18 protein-coding genes are annotated in these 20,184 nt (G+C 58.1%); 10 read left to right on the top strand and 8 right to left on the bottom strand.

Going from position 1 to position 20,184, the window contains the following annotated elements; all coding sequences use genetic code 11:
• Window positions 1–22 precede the first annotated feature (22 nt).
• The 3 genes from GS636_RS09240 to GS636_RS09230 all read right to left on the bottom strand — a co-directional run bounded on the left by GS636_RS09240 (window position 23) and on the right by GS636_RS09230 (window position 5,298).
• Window positions 23–1,186, bottom strand: coding sequence for a benzoate/H(+) symporter BenE family transporter (locus tag GS636_RS09240; RefSeq protein WP_253746538.1), 1,164 nt, complete (start codon window positions 1,184–1,186; stop codon window positions 23–25).
• 142 nt (window positions 1,187–1,328) lie between these two features.
• Window positions 1,329–4,490 (bottom strand): valine--tRNA ligase, encoded by a 3,162-nt coding sequence (locus tag GS636_RS09235; protein WP_171669247.1) that lies wholly within the window; start codon window positions 4,488–4,490, stop codon window positions 1,329–1,331.
• Between the two features lie 79 nt (window positions 4,491–4,569).
• Entirely contained in the window at window positions 4,570–5,298 is a 729-nt protein-coding gene (locus tag GS636_RS09230) for a dienelactone hydrolase family protein (protein ID WP_171669246.1), read from the bottom strand.
• A 112-nt stretch (window positions 5,299–5,410) separates the two neighbouring features.
• Here GS636_RS09230 and GS636_RS09225 point away from each other — a divergent pair, with 112 nt between their 5' ends.
• Both GS636_RS09225 and GS636_RS09220 read left to right on the top strand, forming a co-directional pair.
• Window positions 5,411–7,702 carry a xanthine dehydrogenase family protein molybdopterin-binding subunit gene (locus GS636_RS09225; RefSeq protein WP_171669245.1) on the top strand — a complete coding sequence of 764 codons (2,292 nt, stop codon included), beginning with the start codon at window positions 5,411–5,413 and terminating at the stop codon, window positions 7,700–7,702.
• Window positions 7,680–8,756, top strand: coding sequence for a DUF2235 domain-containing protein (locus tag GS636_RS09220; protein WP_171669244.1), 1,077 nt, complete (start codon window positions 7,680–7,682; stop codon window positions 8,754–8,756). The genes GS636_RS09225 and GS636_RS09220 overlap by 23 nt, the downstream gene beginning before the upstream one ends.
• 3 nt (window positions 8,757–8,759) lie before the next feature.
• Here GS636_RS09220 and GS636_RS09215 read toward each other — a convergent pair whose 3' ends face one another.
• Together GS636_RS09215 and GS636_RS09210 are read right to left on the bottom strand one after the other, a co-directional pair.
• Window positions 8,760–9,404 carry an NUDIX hydrolase gene (locus GS636_RS09215; RefSeq protein WP_216602865.1) on the bottom strand — a complete coding sequence of 215 codons (645 nt, stop codon included), beginning with the start codon at window positions 9,402–9,404 and terminating at the stop codon, window positions 8,760–8,762.
• Window positions 9,405–9,409: 5 nt separating this feature from the next.
• The gene (locus tag GS636_RS09210) at window positions 9,410–9,979 is read right to left on the bottom strand and encodes a GcrA family cell cycle regulator (protein WP_171669243.1); all 570 of its coding nucleotides are present in this window, start codon (window positions 9,977–9,979) and stop codon (window positions 9,410–9,412) included.
• Window positions 9,980–10,105: 126 nt separating this feature from the next.
• On the opposite strand from GS636_RS09210, the gene GS636_RS09205 reads away from it, so the two are divergent.
• The 3 genes from GS636_RS09205 to GS636_RS09195 all read left to right on the top strand — a co-directional run bounded on the left by GS636_RS09205 (window position 10,106) and on the right by GS636_RS09195 (window position 12,543).
• The gene (locus GS636_RS09205) at window positions 10,106–10,909 is read left to right on the top strand and encodes an ABC transporter permease (RefSeq protein WP_171669242.1); all 804 of its coding nucleotides are present in this window, start codon (window positions 10,106–10,108) and stop codon (window positions 10,907–10,909) included.
• 108 nt (window positions 10,910–11,017) lie between these two features.
• Window positions 11,018–12,127 (top strand): Hint domain-containing protein, encoded by a 1,110-nt coding sequence (locus GS636_RS09200; protein ID WP_171669241.1) that lies wholly within the window; start codon window positions 11,018–11,020, stop codon window positions 12,125–12,127.
• Complete coding sequence (locus tag GS636_RS09195; RefSeq protein WP_171669240.1) at window positions 12,124–12,543, top strand: NusA N-terminal domain-containing protein; 420 nt, start codon at window positions 12,124–12,126, stop codon at window positions 12,541–12,543. The genes GS636_RS09200 and GS636_RS09195 overlap by 4 nt, the downstream gene beginning before the upstream one ends.
• Here the strand turns inward: GS636_RS09195 and GS636_RS09190 are convergent.
• Window positions 12,523–13,425, bottom strand: coding sequence for a DMT family transporter (locus GS636_RS09190; RefSeq protein WP_171669239.1), 903 nt, complete (start codon window positions 13,423–13,425; stop codon window positions 12,523–12,525). The two genes, GS636_RS09195 and GS636_RS09190, sit on opposite strands and share 21 nt — an antisense overlap.
• Before the next feature lie 301 nt (window positions 13,426–13,726).
• Here GS636_RS09190 and GS636_RS09185 point away from each other — a divergent pair, with 301 nt between their 5' ends.
• Window positions 13,727–14,914 (top strand): aspartate aminotransferase family protein, encoded by a 1,188-nt coding sequence (locus tag GS636_RS09185; protein WP_171669238.1) that lies wholly within the window; start codon window positions 13,727–13,729, stop codon window positions 14,912–14,914.
• 75 nt (window positions 14,915–14,989) lie between these two features.
• The gene (gene argF, locus GS636_RS09180) at window positions 14,990–15,916 is read left to right on the top strand and encodes an ornithine carbamoyltransferase (RefSeq protein WP_171669237.1); all 927 of its coding nucleotides are present in this window, start codon (window positions 14,990–14,992) and stop codon (window positions 15,914–15,916) included.
• On the opposite strand, the gene GS636_RS09175 is transcribed toward argF, so the two are convergent.
• Together GS636_RS09175 and GS636_RS09170 are read right to left on the bottom strand one after the other, a co-directional pair.
• Window positions 15,913–16,485 (bottom strand): ferric reductase-like transmembrane domain-containing protein, encoded by a 573-nt coding sequence (locus tag GS636_RS09175; protein ID WP_371808718.1) that lies wholly within the window; start codon window positions 16,483–16,485, stop codon window positions 15,913–15,915. The two genes, argF and GS636_RS09175, sit on opposite strands and share 4 nt — an antisense overlap.
• 30 nt (window positions 16,486–16,515) lie before the next feature.
• Window positions 16,516–17,004, bottom strand: a complete 489-nt coding sequence (locus GS636_RS09170; RefSeq protein WP_171669236.1) for a twin-arginine translocation pathway signal — start codon at window positions 17,002–17,004, stop codon at window positions 16,516–16,518.
• A 210-nt stretch (window positions 17,005–17,214) separates the two neighbouring features.
• Between GS636_RS09170 and GS636_RS09165 the strand changes: the two genes are divergently transcribed.
• The 3 genes from GS636_RS09165 (at window position 17,215) to GS636_RS09155 (ending at window position 20,184) form a co-directional block, all read left to right on the top strand.
• On the top strand, window positions 17,215–18,048 hold the full coding sequence (locus GS636_RS09165) for a phytanoyl-CoA dioxygenase family protein (RefSeq protein WP_171669235.1): 834 nt from the start codon (window positions 17,215–17,217) through the stop codon (window positions 18,046–18,048).
• Between the two features lie 121 nt (window positions 18,049–18,169).
• Window positions 18,170–19,132: a pirin family protein gene (locus GS636_RS09160; RefSeq protein ID WP_171669234.1), complete on the top strand. Its 963-nt coding sequence runs from the start codon at window positions 18,170–18,172 to the stop codon at window positions 19,130–19,132.
• A 77-nt stretch (window positions 19,133–19,209) separates the two neighbouring features.
• Window positions 19,210–20,184, top strand: a complete 975-nt coding sequence (locus tag GS636_RS09155; RefSeq protein WP_171669233.1) for a 2-dehydropantoate 2-reductase — start codon at window positions 19,210–19,212, stop codon at window positions 20,182–20,184.

Here is a 20,184-nt window from a genome sequence, read left to right as displayed (position 1 = left end):
TCTGTGGCGTCACACAAACCATCTATCTGATTCGTTGCGAGATCAGATAAGCGACCCCGCCCGCCAGCAGACCCCAAACAGCCGCGCCGAAACCAAACGCAGTGATGCCCGAAGCTGTGATTGCAAAGGTCAGGATGGCTGCTTCGCGCTCTGCAGGAACTTCCAGCGCGGCGAAGGTGGCGTTGGCCATCACGCCGATCAAAGCGACACCGGTCAGCGTCCCCATCAACAACGGATCGGCATGGGCCGCAAATCCGGTAATCGCTACGGCGAAAATACCAAACAGGCAATAAAACACCCCCGCCATGATCGCTGACCAATAGCGTAAGGTGCGATCCGGGTGGCTGTCTTCGTTGGAGCACATGGCGGCCGTGATGGCTGCAAGACAGGTGGCGGGTGCCCCGAATGGGGCGGACAACAGGCTTGCGCCACCCACTGACGAGAACAGCTTGCCCGGTTCGGGCGTGTAGCCAAAACTGCGCATGACCGCGATGCCCGGTATATTCTGGGTGGCCATTGTCACGACAAATAAGGGCAAGCCAATGCCGATGGCAGAGGCCAGCGAGAATGTGGGCATTGTCCAGACCGGAGCAGCCAGGTAACTCTCGGGTCGTACTGATGTACCGTCGGCGCTGAATACGACGACCAGTGCGGCGGCCACAACGGCAGCGGGCACGGCGAATAGCTTGTTGAAGCGCCCGGCAAAAAACCATGTCAGGATGACAGGCAGAGCTTGCCAAGGCAGTTCGACCGCGGCCTTGAAGGGGACGATACACAGCGGTAGTAGAACGCCCCCCAACATGGCTTGGGCCAGCGTCGTCGGGATTGCAGCAGCCAAACGGCCGAGCGGTTTCCAGAGTCCGGCCAAAACCGTCAACGCGCCGGCGCAGAGGAATGCTCCGATCGCGCCCGAGAAGCCCTCGACCGGGGTGGCGGAAACGGCCAGCAGCGCCGCGCCGGGGGTGGACCAGGCCACGCTGATCGGCTGCCTGTAACGCAAGCTGAGAAAGATCGCGGCCAGCCCCATGGCGATGGCGGCGCTCATTAGACCCGAGGCGGCTTCGGCCTTGGATGCGCCCATGGCGGCGAGCCCTTGCAGGACAATGGGGAACGAGCTGAAGAACCCAACGACAGCCACGACCAGTCCGGTCGAGACGGTTTGCATCGGGGGAAAGGGCTGCGCCATCAGAGCCTCGGGCGTTGTTTTGCTTGATTGCTAACAACTGGCGGGTGGGGCGAACAAGGGGAAAGCTTTGAGGGTAAAGAAAAACCCCTGCGTCGGTATGGGCGCAGGGGTTGGGACTTGAGTATTTTTGAAAAGAGGAAAGTCAGGCGATCTCAGCGAGGCGGGAGAGCGCTTCGTTCAGCTTCGCCTCTTCTTCTTCGCGGGCGGCGAGGTTGGCTTTGGCTTCTTCGACCACCTCTTCCGGGGCCGAGGCCACGAATTTGGGGTTGTTTAAACGCCCGCGCAGACCGCCCAACTCTTTGGCCAATTTGCCCATGGCTTTCTCAAGCCGTTCCTTTTCAGCGCCGATGTCGATGATGTCGGCCAGCGGCAGGCCGAAGGATGCTCCGGGGGCGGCGATGGAGATGGTGCCTTTGGGCAGCTCATCCGCTTTGGTCAGGCTGTCGATCCGCGCCAGACGTTTGATCAGCGCCTCGTTGCGGCCCCATGCGGCCTGACCGTTGGCGTCGATTTCTGTCACCAACATCGGTACGTAGAGGCCAGCCGGCACCCGCATCTGCGCACGGGCCGAGCGGGTGTTTTCGATCACCGAGATTACCCAGTTCATCTCACGATCCGCGTCAGCGTCGATCAGGTCGGCAGCGGCGTAGGTGGGCCAGTTGGCGTGGACGACCATCTTGGGTCGCGTGCCGGTCAGGCCCCATAGCTCTTCGGTGATGAAGGGCATGATTGGGTGAAGCAAGACCATGCATTGATCCAAAACCCAGCGCATGGTGGCGCGGGTCTCGGCTTGCGCTTCGGCATCGTCGCCTTGCAGCAGTGGTTTGGACAGTTCCACGTACCAATCGCAGACCTTGCCCCAGACAAAGGCGTAAAGCCCGTTGGCTGCGTCATTGAAGCGATAGCTTTCCAATGCCGCGTCCACCTCTTCGCGAACGCGGGCGGTTTCGCCGATGATCCAGCGGTTCACTGCAGCATTGGGTTTCAGGTCGGCCACGTCCAGTTGCGGAACGGTGTCGGTGAAGACCTCGTTCATCTCGGCAAAGCGGACGGCGTTCCATAGTTTGGTGCCGAAGTTGCGGTAGCCGGTGATGCGCTCGCGGGACAGTTTCAGCACGCCGCCAATCGCCGCCATCGAGGCGTTGGTGAATCGCAGCGCGTCGGCGCCGAATTCGTCCACGATCTCCAGCGGGTCGATTACGTTGCCGGTGGTCTTGGACATCTTCTTGCCCTTCTCGTCGCGGACGAGCTGGTGCAGGTAAACGGTGTGGAACGGGATCTGATCGACCACGGCCAGTTGCATCATCATCATCCGGGCGACCCAGAAGAACAGGATGTCGAAGCCGGTGATCAGAACGTCCGTGGGGAAGTAACGCTCCAGCTCCTCGGTCTGTTCGGGCCAGCCCAGCGTGCCGATGGGCCAGAGGCCGGAGGAGAACCATGTGTCGAGGACGTCGGGGTCGCGCCAAACAGGGTAGACCAGCTTGGTTGGATCCTGTTCGACGGCATATTGAGCCAGGCTTTCCGCAAACTGATGGATGGCTTCCTGCTTGTCAGCGACTTCGATAACCGTCGCGTGGCTCAGTGGACTTGGAATGTTTGCGTTGTCGTCGAGGAATTTCTCCGTCACAGCCTCAAGGCTCGCAGCGCATTCCATGACGTTGCCACGGTGCAGCATTCCACCTTCGTTCAACAAACGGCCCAGTTCGACCAGATCAAGGTCGCCGTCATTTTCGTCGTCCTTGAAGTTCTCAGCCGAGAGATCAAGGCCATACCAAACCGGAATCTGATGCCCCCACCACAGCTGGCGCGAGATGCACCAGGGCTCGATGTTTTCCAGCCAGTGGTAATAGGTCTTCTCGCCCGACTCGGGAATGATCTTGACCGTGCCGTCCTTGACCACATCCAGCGCGGGGCCGACGACCTTTTCGGCGTCGACGAACCACTGGTCGGTGAACATCGGCTCAATGACAACCTTCGAGCGGTCACCGAAGGGTTGCATGATTGGCTTGCTCTCGACCAGCGGCACCATCTTGTCGGCACCTTCGTGATCGGGCTTCAAAGCGGTTGAGCCCAGACGCGCGTCATCGGCGCGGGTCATCACGGCCAGACCGTCGGCGGTGATCTCTTCAACCACTTTCGCGCGCGCCTCGAATCGGTCGAGTCCACGCAGGTGATCGGGGATCAGGTTGATCGCATCGATCTCGTTTTCGGTGAACTCTTTGCCACGTGCGTATTCCTGCGCCTTGTCGGCCTCGTCGGCGTAAGGGGCACCATCGGCCCGCATCGCGCCTTTGGTGTCCATCAGGCGGTACATTGGAATGCCGCCACGCTTGGCGACCATATTGTCGTTGAAGTCATGCGCGCCTGTGATCTTCACTGCGCCTGAGCCGAAATCGGGATCCGGGTAGTCATCAGTGATGATCGGGATCTGGCGGCGATGCTCTTTCGGACCAACCGGGATTTCGCAGAGCTTGCCCACAATGGGCGCATAGCGCTCATCCGACGGATGAACAGCAACCGCGCCGTCGCCCAGCATGGTTTCGGGGCGTGTGGTGGCGATGGAAATATAATCCCGCTCCTCGCGGAAGATCACATTCCCATCTTCATCTTTTTCCAAATACTCATATGTCTCACCGCCGGCCAAGGGGTACTTGAAGTGCCACATATGCCCGGCGACCTCAATATTCTCGACCTCAAGGTCCGAGATCGCTGTCTCGAAATGCGGGTCCCAGTTGACCAGACGCTTGCCGCGATAGATCAGACCTTTTTCGTACATATCGACGAAGACCTTGATCACGGCGTCATGGAAATTGGCCGAGTTCTCATGCCCCGTGCGTGGATCACCTGCTGCACCGGCCATGGTGAAGGCGTTCCGCGACCAGTCACACGATGACCCCAGACGCTTTAGCTGTTCGATGATTGTACCGCCGTATTCGCCCTTCCATTCCCAGACTTTCTCAAGGAACTTCTCACGGCCCAACTCGCGCCGACCGGGCTGTTGCGTGTTGGCCAGCATCTTCTCGACCTGCATTTGCGTGGCGATGCCCGCGTGGTCCTGACCGGGTTGCCACAGCGTGTCGAACCCGCGCATCCGGTGCCAGCGGATCAGGATGTCTTGCAACGTGTTGTTGAATGCATGACCCACATGCAGCGCACCCGTAACGTTGGGCGGCGGGATCATAATGGTAAAGCTTTCGTCGCGCGATTTATTTGCGCCTGCCTTGAAGGCTCCGGCCTGTTCCCAGGCTTCATAGATGCGGGCCTCGGCCTCGGCCGCGTTGAATGTCTTTTCCATCGCCATGGGGTGCGTCCTGCGTCAACAAATTCGGGTCAGCGCCTGCAATAGCGAATGGAGGCAGGAAGGGAAAGGCCCTGCGCGCTTAGGTTATGCCAAAGCGGGCTTTGAAATAGGCGTCCACGCGCTGATAGGCGGGATCGTGGAAATCCAATGTCAGCAGCGAATGGTCCCTGCCGGGGTATTCAACCGTTTCCAACAGATCACCGAAAGCCTGTTCCAATGCTTGCATCAGTTTCTTAGGTGCCAGCTTGTCTTCGGAATATCGCATTGCCAGCCCGTGGCCTTTCGCAGCCATGCCTGCCGACGCTGCGCCGATATCCTGCGCGCTCATGTGCAGATGCTTGCCACCTAAAACTGGCAATGCAGGTTGGCTGGCGACCCCGCCGACAACGGCGTCTTCGGCCATCAAAGTCAGGGCAAAACTGCCTGTCAGGCACATGCCGATGACACCTACACCGGCGCTACTTTCGCGCTGCTTGATCTCGTGGGTCAGGGCGCGCATCCACCCTGCGATAGGGCTTTGTTTGCCTCTGGCGAAGATGTTGAACTCTTTCCGAACGCAAAATAGACGGGCGGTGTTTTTGGCCATCTCGACCTTGCCGTAAGTGCCGAACAGATGTGGCAGGTAGACACGAAAACCGGATGCGTTCAGCTTTACTGCCAGCGCCAAAGTCTCTGGTCCGATTCCGGGCAATTCCTGAAGGATCAGGATCGGTGGCCCCTCTCCGCCGACATAGACGTCATGTGTCACGCTCTGACCGCCAGTTAGCGGAGCGGAAAAAGGAAAAACGGTGTCGTGGGTCCAGGTCATGACCAAACCTACTCCAACATCTGGCAGGCACAAACGAATTTCCGTGAGCCCCGCTGGACATCGTCGGGGCACGGGCTAGGCTCGGCCGCAAGATCCATAAGGAGGACCGCCCATGGAAAAATTCGGCAAGAGCCAGCCCGTCAAACGGACCGAAGATCAGCGGTTCCTGACTGGGCAGGGGCGTTACATGGATGATGCCGTGCCTGAAAATGCGCTGTTTGCTGCCTTTTTCCGCAGCCCGGTTGCCCATGGGGAAATTACAAGTTTAGATCTTGAGGATGCGCGCTCTGCCGAAGGCGTGCGACTGGTGATGACGTTGGATGATCTGGCAGCTTCGGGCATCGACACGGTGCTGAACGCCGCTGTTTTGCAGAACCGCGATGGATCGAAGGCGGCGGCGCCTGATCGGCACATGCTGGCCAAGGACCGCGTGCGCTTTGTCGGCGAGCCGGTGGCGGTTGTTATCGCGGATACGCTGGCAAAGGCGCAGGACGCGGTTGAGTTGATCTGGATGGACACGGAGGAGCGCCCTGCCAAGCTGGACGTGAAGGCAGGCGGTGAGATTCTGCACCCAGAAGCCCCCGACAACCGGGCCTTTGATTGGGGGCTGGGTGACGAAGCCGCCACCGAGGCCGCTTTCCAGGACGCGGCCCATACCGTGTCGCTGAACGTGCAGGACAACCGGGTCATCATAAGCTCGCTGGAACCGCGCGGATGTCAGGCCGATTGGTCCGATGGTCGTCTGCATTTTTCTTACGGCGGGCAGGGCGTCTGGGCGATGAAGGCGCAACTGGTTCAAAAGCTGAAGCTTGATGCTGAGGATATCCGGGTCACCACGCCGGATGTGGGCGGCGGCTTCGGCATGAAAGTGATGCCATATCCCGAATATTTCTGCGTCGCTGTCGCTGCGATGAAGTTGGGCCAGCCAGTGCACTGGATGTCGGACAGGTCCGAGGCGATGTTGTCCGATCACCATGGCCGCGATCTGCACTCGTTGGCTGAACTGGCCTTTGATGCTGATCACAAGATCACGGCCTACCGTGTCCACAGCAAGGTCAATCTTGGTGCCTATAACAGCCATTTCGGGCAGGCAATTCAGACAAGTCTGTTCAGCAAGGTGCTGATGGGTGTTTATGACGTGCAAACCACCTATCTGCGGGTCGAGGGGTTTTTCACAAACACGACGCAAGTCGATGCGTACCGCGGTGCAGGCCGCCCCGAAGCGATCTATGTGCTGGAACGCGCGATGGACCGTGCAGCGCGCGAGCTGGGGGTTGATCCGTGGGAGCTGCGGCGTAAGAACTTTATCCGCCCCAACGATTTTCCTTATACCTCGGCCACAGGCGAAACCTATGATGTCGGCGATTTCGACATGATCCTCAGTCGCGCAGCCAGCCAGACCATCGGCTTTGAGGCCCGCAAAACGGCAGATGCCGAGCACGGCCTGATCCGGGGGCAGGGCCTTTGTTACTATATCGAAAGTATTTTGGGTGATCCTTCCGAGAACTCAAAGGTCGAGTTTTGCGAGGATGGCAGAGTGAACCTTTACGTGGGCACGCAGTCGAACGGACAAGGGCATGAGACGGTTTACGCCCATTTCCTGTCGGACCAGACCGGTATTCCCATGGACAAGATCACTGTCATTCAGGGCGATACCGACAGGCTTGGCCACGGCGGCGGCACGGGCGGATCACGCTCGGTCACAGTGCAAAGCACAGCAACGCTCGCCACGATTGACAAGATGATCGCCGCATTCACGCCTTATCTGGCCGATAAGATGGGGGTCGAGGAAAACGATGTGAGTTTTGACCACGAGACATTCCGCGCGCCGGGGTCCAACCTGACGCCGACCCTGACCGAAGCGGCCGAGATGGCGCGCGTCGATGGACGTATGGATTTGCTACAGCATGAAGCGCGTGCCAACCTGGATGCCCGCAGCTATCCCAACGGCGCGCATGTTGCCGAAGTCGTGATCGATTCTTACACCGGGGAAACGTGGGTTGATCGCTATACGGTTGTTGATGATTTTGGCAACCTTATCAACCCGATGCTGGCCGAAGGGCAGGTGCACGGCGGGGTGGTGCAAGGCATCGGACAAGCGCTGAGCGAGCATGTTGTGCACGATGCACACGGGCAACTGCTCACGGCTTCGTTTATGGATTACGCCTTGCCCCGTGCCGCCGACATACCCATGATTAAGTTTACCTCGGTGCCGGTTCCGTCAACCTCGAACCCGATGGGCATGAAAGGGTGCGGCGAGGCCGGTACAGTGGGCGCGCTGGCCGCAGTGGCAAACGCGGTTCAGGATGCGCTCTGGGATCACGGGGTGCGGCAGGCGGATATGCCTTTCACACCTCAAAGAGTATGGGAATTGCTGACGCATGAATCTGTCGCGGCTGAGTAGAAAGGTTCTTGGATGGCTCGGACGGCCTTTGCGGTCCGAACATTCTGCCGAGGTTCTTCATCGCGAACCGCTCAGCCATGTCATCATCCTTGACGGTACCATGTCGACGCTCGAACCGGGGTTCGAGACCCATGCAGGGCAAACCTTGCGCCTGTGTTGCGAGATGGGCAGCAAGGTTTCGGTGTTCTATGAGGCAGGCGTGCAGTGGGAGAGCTGGAAGTCCTCGCTGGATGTGATGATGGGGCGGGGTATCAATCGCCAGATCCGCCGTGCCTATGGCTATCTTGCCTCACGCTACAAACCTGGGGACCGGATCTATTTCATTGGCTATTCGCGTGGGGCGTACGGCGTGCGCAGTCTGGCCGGGGTGATCGATATGATCGGCTTGCTCAAGGCCGAACACGCGACCGAGCGCAACATCCGGCAAGCCTATCGCCACTATGAATGCAATCCCAGTGGCACCGCCGCGCGCGATTTCCGCCGCAAGTTTTGTCACGACGAGGTTGAGATCGAGATGATCGGGGTCTGGGACACCGTCAAGGCGTTGGGCCTGCGGCTGCCGCTGTTGTGGCGCTGGGCCGAAGAACGCCACGCCTTTCACAACCATCAGTTGGGCCCCTCGACCCGCCACGGCTATCACGCAATGGCATTGGACGAGACGCGCGAGGTGTTCGATCCGGTTCTGTGGAAATGCATGCCCGAATTCAAAGGGCATGTGGAACAAGTCTGGTTCCGGGGCACACATGGTGACATCGGCGGGCAGTTGAACGGGTATGAAGAGGCACGGCCGCTCAGCAACATTTCCTTGATTTGGATGCTGGACAAGGCCGAGATGCACGGATTGCCGTTACCTGAAGGCTGGCGTGACCGCTTCCCCACCGATCCGCACGCGCGTTCGGTTGGGACGTGGCGCGGCTGGGGCAAGATTTTCCTGCTGCGCAAACACCGCAAAGTAGGCCGCGATCAATCCGAGCGTCTGCACGTCTCGGTTTCACCTGACGAATTGCCCGGTTGGGTGGCGATGCCGAACCTGCCGTCACATCCCGCGCAGTAGAGATCAGTCAAACAGCGCTGTTGCCGTCGAGGTAGATTGCGCTTCAAACGCTTCTGCAATGTCCCTCTCAATGTTTCGGGCAAGGGACAAGTCTGGCAGATTTGCTATTGGGAAGAAACCAACATCGCTGGTTTCGCTTCCCGCTTTGGGGTCAGCCTGCCCAACTTCGTCACACAAGAAGAAGAACTTATAGAAATCCCGTGCATCTGCCGGGTAGGGATGCCGCGCTTTGTGGCGTAGGGCGTACAAACGCTGCGCCCGAACGCGCAGCCCGGCCTCTTCCCAGACCTCACGCTCGATATTTTCTGCCGGAGAGCTGCCGATATCGGCAAAGCCGCCGGGCATCGACCAACACCCGTCACTACGTTCGCGCACCAGAAGGATGCGGTCGTCCCGGATCACCGCACCGCGAATATCGATACTGGGCGTGGCGTAGCCACCCGCGTGATCTGTGATCAGCCCTTCAATCCGCGAAATCGGTACCTGACCGAGATCAGCCAGCATGGCGCGGGCCATGGCGGCGATCTCGTCGTAACGTTCCCGGTCAAAAGGGTCTTTGGTGAAATGCTGGCCGGTTTCAGACAGGGCCAGCAGGCGCTTTGCACGGGCTAGCCAGGTATCCTCCATTGCTGTCAGATCCTGGCGCATCTGTGTTACCGGCGTCGGTCGCGACGCGCGCTCATGGGTTGGAAGGCCACGCCCACATGCGCCTCGCAATAGGGTTTGCCTGCTTCAACGGGCAGACCGCAGAACCAGAAATCTTCTGTCGCTGGATCGCCGACCGGCCATTTGCAGGTTTTCTCGGTCAGTTCCATAAGCGTCAGCTTCTTGGCCTTCTTTTCGACCTCGTTGACCTTTGCCAACGCCTCCGGGCTGATCTCGTTGGCCGACGGCTGTGGAGGCAACGGTTGACCGGCAGGGATGATCTGACGGCGGGCAGGCACGGCCGGTTTGGCCTCGGCCGCAGGGGCAGGGGCCGGACGTGCGGGTTCGGTCTTGGGCGCAGGCTTTGGCTTGGCCTTGGGTGCCGGAGCTGGTTTTTCCTTTGGCTCTGACTTGGCCGGAGAAGCGCCCGCTGCCCGGTTGGACAGGCCCAGGCGATGCACTTTACCGATCACCGCGTTGCGGGTCACACCGCCCAGTTCCTTGGCAATCTGGCTGGCCGACTGGCCTTCGCCCCACATCTTCTTCAGCAGTTCTACGCGCTCGTCTGTCCAGGACATCGTTAGCCTTTCAAAAGCGGAAAGCGGCCCCGGATTCGGGCCGCCTTGGGAAATCGTCTCAGCCCCCTATTCTAAACACTGCAGCCCGAGTTACAAGCTGTCTTCGAATCAGGTTGAGGGTAAACCATGCAGAATTCCGCAGAACAGACCGCGCACCGCTTCGGAGCAGTCAACTGGATGGGCCTTTACACGCTGGCGCAGCGCGAAACTCTGCGCTTTCTGGCGGTTTGGACGCAAACCCTTTTAGCGCCGTTGGTCACAGCGGGCCTGTTTCTGCTGATCTTTAACATTGCCATAGGGCCCAGCCGCCCGGATGTCATGGGGGTGCCGTTCCTGGTCTTTCTGGCACCGGGGATCATGATGATGACGGTGATCCAGAATGCCTTTGCCAACACATCGTCTTCCATGGTCATTTCCAAAGTACAGGGCAATATCGTGGATACCCTGATGCCACCGCTGTCGCCGCTTGAAATCCTGCTTGGCTATCTGGCGGGGGGAATCGCCCGAGGCATCCTGATTGCGTGCGTCGTCGCTGTTGCGCTGGCCTTGGTTCTTGGCATCGTGCCACAAAACTTCATTATCGCGACGACCTTCGTCGTTTTGGGCGGCGCTTTTATGGGAGCACTGGGTCTGTTTGCCGGAATTTTTGCCAATAAGTTTGACCAAATGGCAGCCATTACCAATTTCATCGTCACACCGCTGGCCTTCCTGTCGGGCACGTTCTACTCGGTTCAGGCGCTCCCCCCGGTTTTGAACCGTCTGACTCATCTGAACCCGGTGTTCTATCTGATCGACGGGTTGCGTTACGGCATGATCGGTGTCTCGGACAGTTCGCCTTGGGTGGGAATGGCCGTCTGTGCCTTTGCAACGGTGGTGATCGGTCTCATCACCTGGCAGATGTTGCGCACAGGGTATCGCCTCAAGGCGTAGTGCTGCGCAGGCGACGTCACGTAAAGTTGATGCGTTTTCCGACTGTTATGTTGGCGGCAAGGGCCGAGTAGGGTACTTGGTTACCGAAGAACGACAGGCGATTTTCTTATGGCTCTTACAGAACTTATTGTCGGTGGGGATTTTCAATCACCCGGCATCACGGGTCCGTTTCAGATCTTCAGCACCTATGGGGCGTGGTTCGGCAACGAAATTGAGATTGGTCAGGAATCACTCTTTTTTAGCGGTGGAGATCCGTCAGATCTTGTCCTTGAGCTTGACGGCAACGCCGGCCCGACTTCGGTTGTTCAGCAGAGTTTTGTGGTGACCGGTGACAACCGAGGTGCCACGCTGAGTTTCGACATCGGTGCCCGAAACACGGGCGGGGTGTTTGCAGACCCGGTTCTTGTTGAGGTTGTGGATTCCAGCAACACCGTGATTTTTCAGCAAGTCGTGACACCGACCACTGTGGGAAGTTTCACGAACGTTTCCCTGAACTTCAATTTCGGTGCCGAAGGGACGTACACGCTTCGCTTTACCGAGCAGGGTCCAAACAACAGTCTTGGGACGATACTAGATAATGTCTCGTTGATGGTTTGTTTCACATCTGGCACCCGGATCAAGACACCGGATGGTGAAGTGGACATCGATGACCTTTCAGCGGGCGACTTGGTTTCAACTCTGGACGGTGAGCCGCAGGCTATCCGTTGGATCGGGTCCAAGAAACTCAGCCGTCTGGACTTGATCGCCAATCCCAAAATACGGCCGATACGCATTCGGAAAGGCGCGCTTGGTCTGGGCATGCCAGCAACCGATCTGACTGTTTCCCCTCAGCACCGTCTGTTGGTGCGCTCAAAAGTAGCGCAACGGGTTCTGGGAGAGGCTGAAATACTAGTTCCCGCCAAGAAACTTACCGGGTTGCAGGGGATTGAGAGAGTCGAAGCCTGTGAAGAGGTCGAGTATTTCCATTTTGCACTCGAAGACCACTCAATTGTGGTCGCGGATGGTGCCTATGCCGAATCTCTCTACATCGGCCCCGAAGCCATGAAAATGCTGAGCGCCGAAGCAATCGAAGAACTGGAATGTCTGTTTCCCGACCTTCTCGATGAAACAACCAGTCCCACACCCGTGCGACCTTTTCATGCCCACGGAAAGCACATCAACCGATTGTGCCAACGCCTGATTCAGAACAAAAAACCCGTGGTGGAAGTGTCTGCATGACAGATGATATATTTCTGGACCTTCCTGAAGAGATAAATCTGAAAGGCGAGCGAAACCTGCTCGTCCTGGCAAACGTCCTGATCCGTCAGCAGCAGATCCCACAGGAAACCGCATCGCGGGAAATCGAAGCGGCCTATGTCCGGGCTGCCGAGGCGGAGTATGGGGCCGAGTACGAATTCTGGGCCAAGCTCAAGAAAGACGGGTCAATTGAATTGGCTCAGGTTCTTAAAGTCGTCGACGTTATGTTGAATGAGTACCGTGAAGTCGCGCTCACCGATATTAGAAACACGCAGTCGGATGCCGAACTTGGGCACTATGTCGTAAATCCCGTGCCCCCCATTCATCCGCACAGGATTTCAGAGTGGTTACGGTCAGGCGAGACACAGATTCGGAACTTATCGATCAATGTGCGCTGAAGGGTGTTTAACCACCCGCGCTTCACGCCAGACCAAAATCAATCCTCCCGCCAGAATAATGGCGGACCCGATCAGGCTTGTCCGATCCGGGATCACATCGAACACGACGAAATCGTAAAACGCAGCAAAGATCAGTGTCGCATAGCTGATCGGTGCTACAAAAGAAGCATCCGCCCGCGCCATGCCATTGACGAAACAGGCTTGCGCGCAGGCCATCAAAACGCCGATTCCAGCCAACGCTGCCCATTGCGCCGAAGTTGGCGTCTGCCACACTGCAATCACTGCAACAGTGGCGATTGCCAATCCCATGGAGTTGTTCACCAATAAGATCTGAATCGGAATTTCGCGGCCAGACAGCTTTTTGATGAAAATTAACTCCATTCCAATGACCGCGGCTGCGGTCAAAGCCAGCAAAGCCGCAGGTTGAAAACTGGCCGGGGTCGGGCGCAACAGAATCAATGCGCCGATAAGGGCAACGGCCGCCGCCAGCCAGCGCCAGGGCCCAACCCCTTCTTTCAATAGCGGGATCGCCAGAACCATGGCAAAAACCGGGTTTAGGAATGAAATCGCAGTAGCATCTGCCATCGGAATGTAAGCGACCGAAGCAAACATCAGTGTGATACCCAGCCACCCAAAACTGGTACGCCCGATATGCAGCCTCCAATGCGGGCGTCTAAGGGTCGGGCGCATTACAGCAACGGCTGAGACAATCACAAGAAACGCAAACAAAAATCGACCATGGCTGATCTGCATCGGATGCAGTGGCGGGCCCAGCGTATCCGTGCCAAGCGCCTTGGCCAGCAAGGTCGTGCCAGCCAGAAGAGCGCTGGCGGCAAAGATCAACAAGGCCGCGAGGGCTGGATTCTGGCGTGCGGGTGTCATGCCCCAGCGGTGCGACACGCGGACGCGAATGACAAGTAGGAAATCTCGCCGTTATTACTTCCGAGCGAATTTTCGAAGCATCGCAGATAAAGGGTTTCCAGATCGAACCAGCCTCGTTATACGAGCCGCCATGATCAAAGCCGCACATATCATGCGACTCCGACGCCGACGCCTGACCGCGTAACCGGCCCGTTTGATCTATTGCGCGTTCAAAATCTGCGCAAACCCCACCAAATCTGTTGACGACCAAGGCTCTCGTGTATCACTCACAGGGCTCAAGCTATTCGAAAAGGATGATCCGATGATCCCGTCCGTTCTGCCGACCTATAACCGTGCGCCCCTGACATTTGTGAAGGGCGAAGGCGCCTGGCTGACCGAGGCGGATGGCCGACGTTTCTTGGACCTCGGGGCGGGGATCGCAGTGAATGCGCTGGGCCACGCGCATCCAGCACTGGTGGCCGCACTGACCGAACAGGCGCATGCCGTTTGGCATGTCTCGAACTTGTACAACATCCCACAGCAGCAGGCGCTGGCCGACAAACTGGTGGAACAAACCTTTGCCGATACGGTGTTCTTTACGAACTCGGGCACTGAATCCTGCGAGTTGGCCGTGAAAATGGCTCGTAAGTATTTCTACGACAAAGGTCAGCCCGAGCGGGTCGAGATCATAACCTTTGACGGCTCATTTCATGGCCGGTCCTCGGCTGGTATCGCCGCCGCTGGTTCTGAAAAGATGACCAAAGGCTTCGGCCCGTTGCTGCCCGGCTTCGTTCATCTTGCCTTCGGCGATCTTGACGGCGTCACCAACGCTATAACCGATAAAACCGCAGCGATCCTGATCGAGCCGGTTCAGGGCGAAGGCGGCATCCGCCCGGTGCCTGATGCTGAACTCAAAGCTCTGCGTCAAATTTGCGACGACAACGGTCTACTGTTGATCCTTGATGAGGTCCAATGTGGTGTTGGCCGTACCGGCAAGCTCTTTGCGCATGAATGGGCCGGGATCACTCCCGATATCATGATGGTCGCCAAAGGCATTGGCGGCGGTTTCCCTCTTGGCGCGGTGCTGGCAACCGAAGATGCCGCCTCGGGCATGACGGCTGGCACCCATGGCTCGACCTATGGCGGCAACCCGTTGGGCTGCGCTGTGGGCTGCGCTGTGATCGATCAGGTCGCAACGCCAGCTTTCCTCGAAGGTGTAAACCGCAAGGCCGGCCTTCTACGTCAAAAACTCGAAGGTCTGATTGCCGACCACCCTGATGTATTCGAAGAGGTTCGCGGCTCTGGCTTGATGCTTGGTCTCAAGTGCACGGCACCCAACATCGATGTCGTGAATGCGGGGTATGACCACGAGGTCATCACCGTCCCCGCCGCGGACAACGTAATCCGCCTCTTGCCACCACTGACATTGACCGAGGATGACATCGCACAGGCCATGATCCGCCTCGACAAGGCCGCGAAACAAATCGAAACCCAGCTTGCGACGGCCTAAGCTTCATCTTTTCCCAAATACTCCGGGGGTTTGGGGGCTGGCCCCCACCCGTCATCAGCCAAAAAGCGAAGTAAAATGAACCATTTCCTCGACATCCATAAAACCGATGCAAGCGACCTGAGGGCCATGATTGATCAGGCAGGCGCAATGAAACAGGCGCGTCTGGGTCGACCCAAGGCAGCACTTGATCAGGAACAACCTCTGAAAGACCGGATGGTCGCGTTGATCTTTGAAAAGCCTTCGACCCGGACGCGCGTATCCTTTGACGTTGGCGTGCGCCAGATGGGTGGGCAGACCATGGTGCTTTCGGGCAAGGACATGCAACTGGGCCATGGCGAGACGATTGCCGACACAGCCCGCGTGCTGTCCCGTTATGTCGACATGATCATGATCAGGACCTTTGATGAAACGATCCTGACCGAGATGGCAGAATACTCGGACGTGCCGGTGATCAATGGCCTGACCGACCGCACGCATCCCTGCCAGATCATGGCCGACGTGCTGACGTTCGAAGAACATCGCGGCCCCATCGCAGGTAAAAAAGTGGTCTGGACCGGAGATGGGAATAACGTCTGCGCCTCGTTCCTGCACGCGGCGGGCCAGTTCGGGTTCGATCTGACGTTCACAGGTCCGGCGCAATTTGATCCCGAAGAAGAATTCATGGGTTTTGCCCGCCAGAAGGGCTCGCAAATCGTGGTGGAACGCGACCCGTTCAAAGCCGTTGAAGGGGCTGATCTTGTGGTCGCAGACACCTGGGTTTCCATGCATGATTCCCAATCGGCCAAAGAACGTCGCCACAACCTGCTGCGCCCCTATCAGGTCAACACGGAACTTATGTCCCACGCCAAACCGGATGCGTTGTTCATGCACTGCCTGCCCGCGCACCGTGAAGAAGAAGCTACGTCCGAGGTGATGGACGGCCCGAACTCCGTCATTTTCGATGAAGCAGAAAATCGTCTTCACGCGCAAAAAGCGGTCATGCGCTGGTGCCTCGGCGTTTAGGCTCGTCGACGGATATCCCAAACCTTTAGCTTGGCGAGCGTCCGTACGCTCGCCAAGAGAACCAGAACGCATAACGTGGTCTTGGTCATGATTTCCATTGTTCCCTCGATCAGCATCGCGTGAACAACGCTGCCGATAATTGTCACCATTGCCAGACCGGTATGGCTAAGTCGCCAAAGGCGAAACCGCAGGTTCAAACGTTGGCGCATGACACCCAAAAGAGCCGCTGCAAAAGCTGACCACATCGCGATGACACCCCAATTCGAAAACGGGGTGGCTGAAACAAAAAGCAAGGCGTCGACTACGTCTGGCGGGCTGGTGATCCATAGACCTCCCACATGGATCAATATGGCCACGATCAGGGCCAATCCACACCGCCTGTGCCAATGGCGGCTGGATACAGGGGAAAGTCCAGGCAACCAGCGCCCTGCCAGCAGCGGTTGCAGCAGCAAAAGGCACATTCCGATAATGCCTGCAAATCCAGCGAGAATGTAGATCGGATCACGCCACGCCAGATAAGGGCTGAGGGCCGCTGCGATGACCGGGATTGCTAGGGCTGCACTCAACAGCACCCAGATCAGACTGCGCCTCAGCACCACTCAGAGAGGCTGCAATACAAAGTGCGCGGCGAGTGTCTTATCCCTTGCGCTCGACATCACAGGGCGCAGGAAAACGGTCTCGAACTCCCCGCTGTCATAGGCCAAATGCCCGTGAGGTTGACCGAAGGCGGGCACGATCTGCGGCATCTCCAGCCGAAACTCACCCTTCGCATCCGTCAACGTCGCGCCATGGCTGTGCGGATCGCGTTCGTGCCCCTCGGTCGTATGCGCCCAGATCTGAATGCGTTGGCCGGGCAGGGGAACTCCGTCGCCTGCACGCCGCACCGTGCCGGTCATCCAGAACCCACCGCCACCGATCCGATTCACGATAGGTGCTCCGGGACGGTAATTGTTCGATCCGCCCCGCATCGACGGCGTTGGTGCGAGCCCGCTCGCACGTGCTAGTGACAAAAGCCCTGAGGCGCCAGTTGCCACAACAGCGGCACCTTGGGTGATCAGTGAACGACGGGAGAGCAACGCGTCAGCCATTGAGAAACCTCCAATCCGCGACCCCTTACGGTCCGATATCGATACTCAAGATAGCATGGTTCTGGTGGATTCCGAGGCACACCGGATCACAAAATCCTACTCTCACGGTTCTGTGAGGCGGACAGGGGTGGCGGCACCGAATCTTTTTGACGTTTCGTTTTACAAGGTGCGATGCTTACGGACATTGTGTTTGAAACGAAAGGTCGTGCCATGACACAAGCGGATCAGGTCTCAGCCGAGGATATAGCTGCATTCCGACACGACGGTGCAGTTGTTCTGAGGTCCAAATTCTCGCGCGACTGGCTGTCGTTGTTGCGTGAAGGCATCGACGCCGACCTTGAAAATCCGACCGACAATTTCACGCGCCACACCAAAGACCCAAACGCCCCCGGCTATTTCGAGGATTACTGGGCCTGGAACAAGATCCCCCAATTCACCGATTTCGTTCACAACTCACCTTGCGCGTCACTTGCCGCCGGGTTGCTGGGCGCACCGTCCATCAACCTTGTTATGGACAACTGGTTCCTTCGTGAAGCCGGATCAACATCCCGCCCGCCGTTTCATCAGGATCTGTCGTATTTCGATTTTGAGGGCACTATGTGCGTGCTGTGGTTGCCGCTGGAGCCGGTGACGAAGGAAAACGGCATCGCATTCGTCAAAGGTTCGCACCTGTGGAACAAGCTGTTCATGCGGGTGCGCTTTGCTGATGGGCATCCGAGTTATGAGCCGACTGAGGTTGCCGGGCAAACCTATCACCCGCCACCTGACGTGAATGCGGACCCTGATGCGTATGACCTGTTGCAATGGGATCTGGAGCTTGGGGACTGCATCTTTTTCGATATGCGAACCTTGCATGGCGGGCTATCGGCAACGACCCCATCGGAAACGGTTCGCCGTTTTACCCTCCGCATGACTGCTCCGGATGGCGTCATCCGATACCGCGGCGACTGGGCCAAGGGCGAGCGTGCGCAGTTCGAGGCCGCTGGATATGGCGAAGGGGATCGGATCGACGGCGCATTCTTCCCTCAGCTCTGGCCACGATAAGAGCGCTCATTTCGCACCTGGTATGTGCGAAGATGCACTTTATCAGGACGTGGTTAGGGTTATCTCTGTTATCAGCGAACGATGTGCCAGCCCGGCCATCTGAGATTTAGGGAGAAAAGGAATGAGCTGGAACCCGACCCACAATCCAGATTGCGTCTCGGAAAATCCGGCGCTGGATACGTTGATTATTCCGCGCGCCCGAGATCTGGGAGGTTTCGAGGTGCGCCGCGCTTTGCCTTCGGTCCAACGGCAATTGGTGGGCCCGTTCATCTTCTTCGATCAAATGGGTCCAGCTGAATTCATCACCGAAGGTGGCATAGACGTACGGCCCCACCCGCATATCGGGTTGGGCACTGTCACGTACCTCTATCAGGGCGAGTTTGAGCACCGCGACAGCCTTGGCACCCACCAGATGATCTATCCGGGTGAGGTTAATTGGATGGTAGCAGGGCGCGGCGTGACCCATTCCGAACGCACCAGCGATGAGACACGGGGCAAGAAACACAGTCTGTTTGGCATCCAGACCTGGATCGCCTTGCCCGAAGCGCATGAGGATATGGCCCCTGATTTTGAGCACCACAAACAAGGCGCGCTGCCGCACATTCAGGATGCGGGTGTCAGCGCGCGGCTAATCCTGGGCTCAGCCTATGGTGAGTCCAGCCCGGTCACCATGCTGTCTGAGACGTTCTATCTGGATGTACAGCTTGAGCCCGGCGCGTCCTTCCCGCTGCCAGACGATCACGAGGATCGCGGTGTCTATGTGACGCAGGGTTCAGTCGAGATCGCGGGCGACACGTTTGACGAAGGCCGCATGATGGTGTTCCGCCCCGGAGACAAACTGTCGGTCAAGGCGGGTCCTTTGGGGGCGCGGCTAATGCTGCTGGGCGGTGCGACACTGAACGAAGACCGATATATCTGGTGGAACTTCGTATCCTCTTCGAAAGAAAAGATCGAAACTGCAACGCGTGAGTGGAAAAGCGCCGATTGGGCCAATGGTGCCTTTCATCTTCCGCCCGGCGACGATCAGGAATTTATCCCGATTTCTAAGGAACTTGAGCGAACCAAACCACGTCTAGCGCGATAACCGGCCATCCCCGTCGAGGCGGGGTTGTGTAACCGGCAGTTTGCGGTGATCCTTTCATGTATTTCTGAGGGGATATTATGAAACTAGTCATTGCGGGCGCGGGCAGTATTGGCTGCTATTGCGGAGCTCTGTTGGCCCGAGCGGGTCATTCCGTCACCTTACTGGGCCGTGCGTATGTGCTGGATCCGATCCGCGAAAACGGGTTAACGGTCACAGATTTTGACGGGCTCGACTATACGGCACCAGCAGCGTCGTTGGCTCTCAGCCAGGATCCAACCTGTCTGGGGCATGGGGAACTGATCATCGTTACCGTGAAATCGGGGGCTACGGCGGATATCGCCGACCAGATCAGCACCGAGGCTTTGCCAGACGTGCCGGTTCTGTCCTGGCAGAACGGGATCGAAAACGCAGCGACCTTGCGCGCAGCCCTGCCCGGGCGTGATGTGCGCGCCGGAATGGTGCCTTTCAACGTTGTGCCAAATGGCCCTGGCACCTATCACCGGGCGACATCGGGCGAGATTGTTATTGAAAGCGGTCCGGGCGATCTGGCGTCCCGCCTCAGCAGCCCGGATCTGCCTGTTTTGGCGAGCGACCAGATCGAAGCCGTGCAATGGGGCAAGTTGCTGATCAACCTGAACAACGCGCTGAATGCGTTGTCAGGCCTTACGATTGTGGATCAACTGACAAACCGCGACTGGCGCATCCTCGTTGCAGATCAGATGGCAGAAGCGCTTTCCGTTCTAAAAGCAGCGGGGCACCCTGTGGCCTCTACCACGCCGCTTCCCGCCTGGATGACCCCGCATATCCTGCGGCTGCCGACGCCCTTATTCACCCGCATTGCGGCCAGGATGCTGACCATTGATCCCAGCGCCCGAACCTCGATGGCCTACGATTTGATGGCTGAACGGCAAACGGAAATCGATAGCTTGCAAGGCCATATCATACGATTGGGTCGAGAAACCGGCGTGCCGACACCCATCTGCACGCAAGTGTCTGACCTGATCAAACACGCGCCCGATCATCCTCTGACGCCGGATCAGATCAGGCTGTGA

The sequence above is a fragment of the Ruegeria sp. HKCCD4884 genome (assembly GCF_013110855.1).
Taxonomy (GTDB): Bacteria; Pseudomonadota; Alphaproteobacteria; order Rhodobacterales; family Rhodobacteraceae; genus Ruegeria.
The sequence above is the reverse complement of the archived record's forward strand: the minus strand, read 5'-3'. Positions and strand labels throughout refer to the sequence as shown.

What these genes read in the sequence shown, in the direction of transcription:
- GS636_RS09240 (WP_253746538.1), bottom strand. Translation starts at nt 1,186, where the DNA reads ATGGCGCAGCCCTTTCCCCCGATGCAAACCGTCTCGACCGGACTGGTC.
- GS636_RS09235 (WP_171669247.1), bottom strand. Translation starts at nt 4,490, where the DNA reads ATGGCGATGGAAAAGACATTCAACGCGGCCGAGGCCGAGGCCCGCATC.
- GS636_RS09230 (WP_171669246.1), bottom strand. Translation starts at nt 5,298, where the DNA reads ATGACCTGGACCCACGACACCGTTTTTCCTTTTTCCGCTCCGCTAACT.
- GS636_RS09225 (WP_171669245.1), top strand. Translation starts at nt 5,411, where the DNA reads ATGGAAAAATTCGGCAAGAGCCAGCCCGTCAAACGGACCGAAGATCAG.
- GS636_RS09220 (WP_171669244.1), top strand. Translation starts at nt 7,680, where the DNA reads ATGAATCTGTCGCGGCTGAGTAGAAAGGTTCTTGGATGGCTCGGACGG.
- GS636_RS09215 (WP_216602865.1), bottom strand. Translation starts at nt 9,404, where the DNA reads ATGCGCCAGGATCTGACAGCAATGGAGGATACCTGGCTAGCCCGTGCA.
- GS636_RS09210 (WP_171669243.1), bottom strand. Translation starts at nt 9,979, where the DNA reads ATGTCCTGGACAGACGAGCGCGTAGAACTGCTGAAGAAGATGTGGGGC.
- GS636_RS09205 (WP_171669242.1), top strand. Translation starts at nt 10,106, where the DNA reads ATGCAGAATTCCGCAGAACAGACCGCGCACCGCTTCGGAGCAGTCAAC.
- GS636_RS09200 (WP_171669241.1), top strand. Translation starts at nt 11,018, where the DNA reads ATGGCTCTTACAGAACTTATTGTCGGTGGGGATTTTCAATCACCCGGC.
- GS636_RS09195 (WP_171669240.1), top strand. Translation starts at nt 12,124, where the DNA reads ATGACAGATGATATATTTCTGGACCTTCCTGAAGAGATAAATCTGAAA.
- GS636_RS09190 (WP_171669239.1), bottom strand. Translation starts at nt 13,425, where the DNA reads ATGACACCCGCACGCCAGAATCCAGCCCTCGCGGCCTTGTTGATCTTT.
- GS636_RS09185 (WP_171669238.1), top strand. Translation starts at nt 13,727, where the DNA reads ATGATCCCGTCCGTTCTGCCGACCTATAACCGTGCGCCCCTGACATTT.
- argF (WP_171669237.1), top strand. Translation starts at nt 14,990, where the DNA reads ATGAACCATTTCCTCGACATCCATAAAACCGATGCAAGCGACCTGAGG.
- GS636_RS09170 (WP_171669236.1), bottom strand. Translation starts at nt 17,004, where the DNA reads ATGGCTGACGCGTTGCTCTCCCGTCGTTCACTGATCACCCAAGGTGCC.
- GS636_RS09165 (WP_171669235.1), top strand. Translation starts at nt 17,215, where the DNA reads ATGACACAAGCGGATCAGGTCTCAGCCGAGGATATAGCTGCATTCCGA.
- GS636_RS09160 (WP_171669234.1), top strand. Translation starts at nt 18,170, where the DNA reads ATGAGCTGGAACCCGACCCACAATCCAGATTGCGTCTCGGAAAATCCG.
- GS636_RS09155 (WP_171669233.1), top strand. Translation starts at nt 19,210, where the DNA reads ATGAAACTAGTCATTGCGGGCGCGGGCAGTATTGGCTGCTATTGCGGA.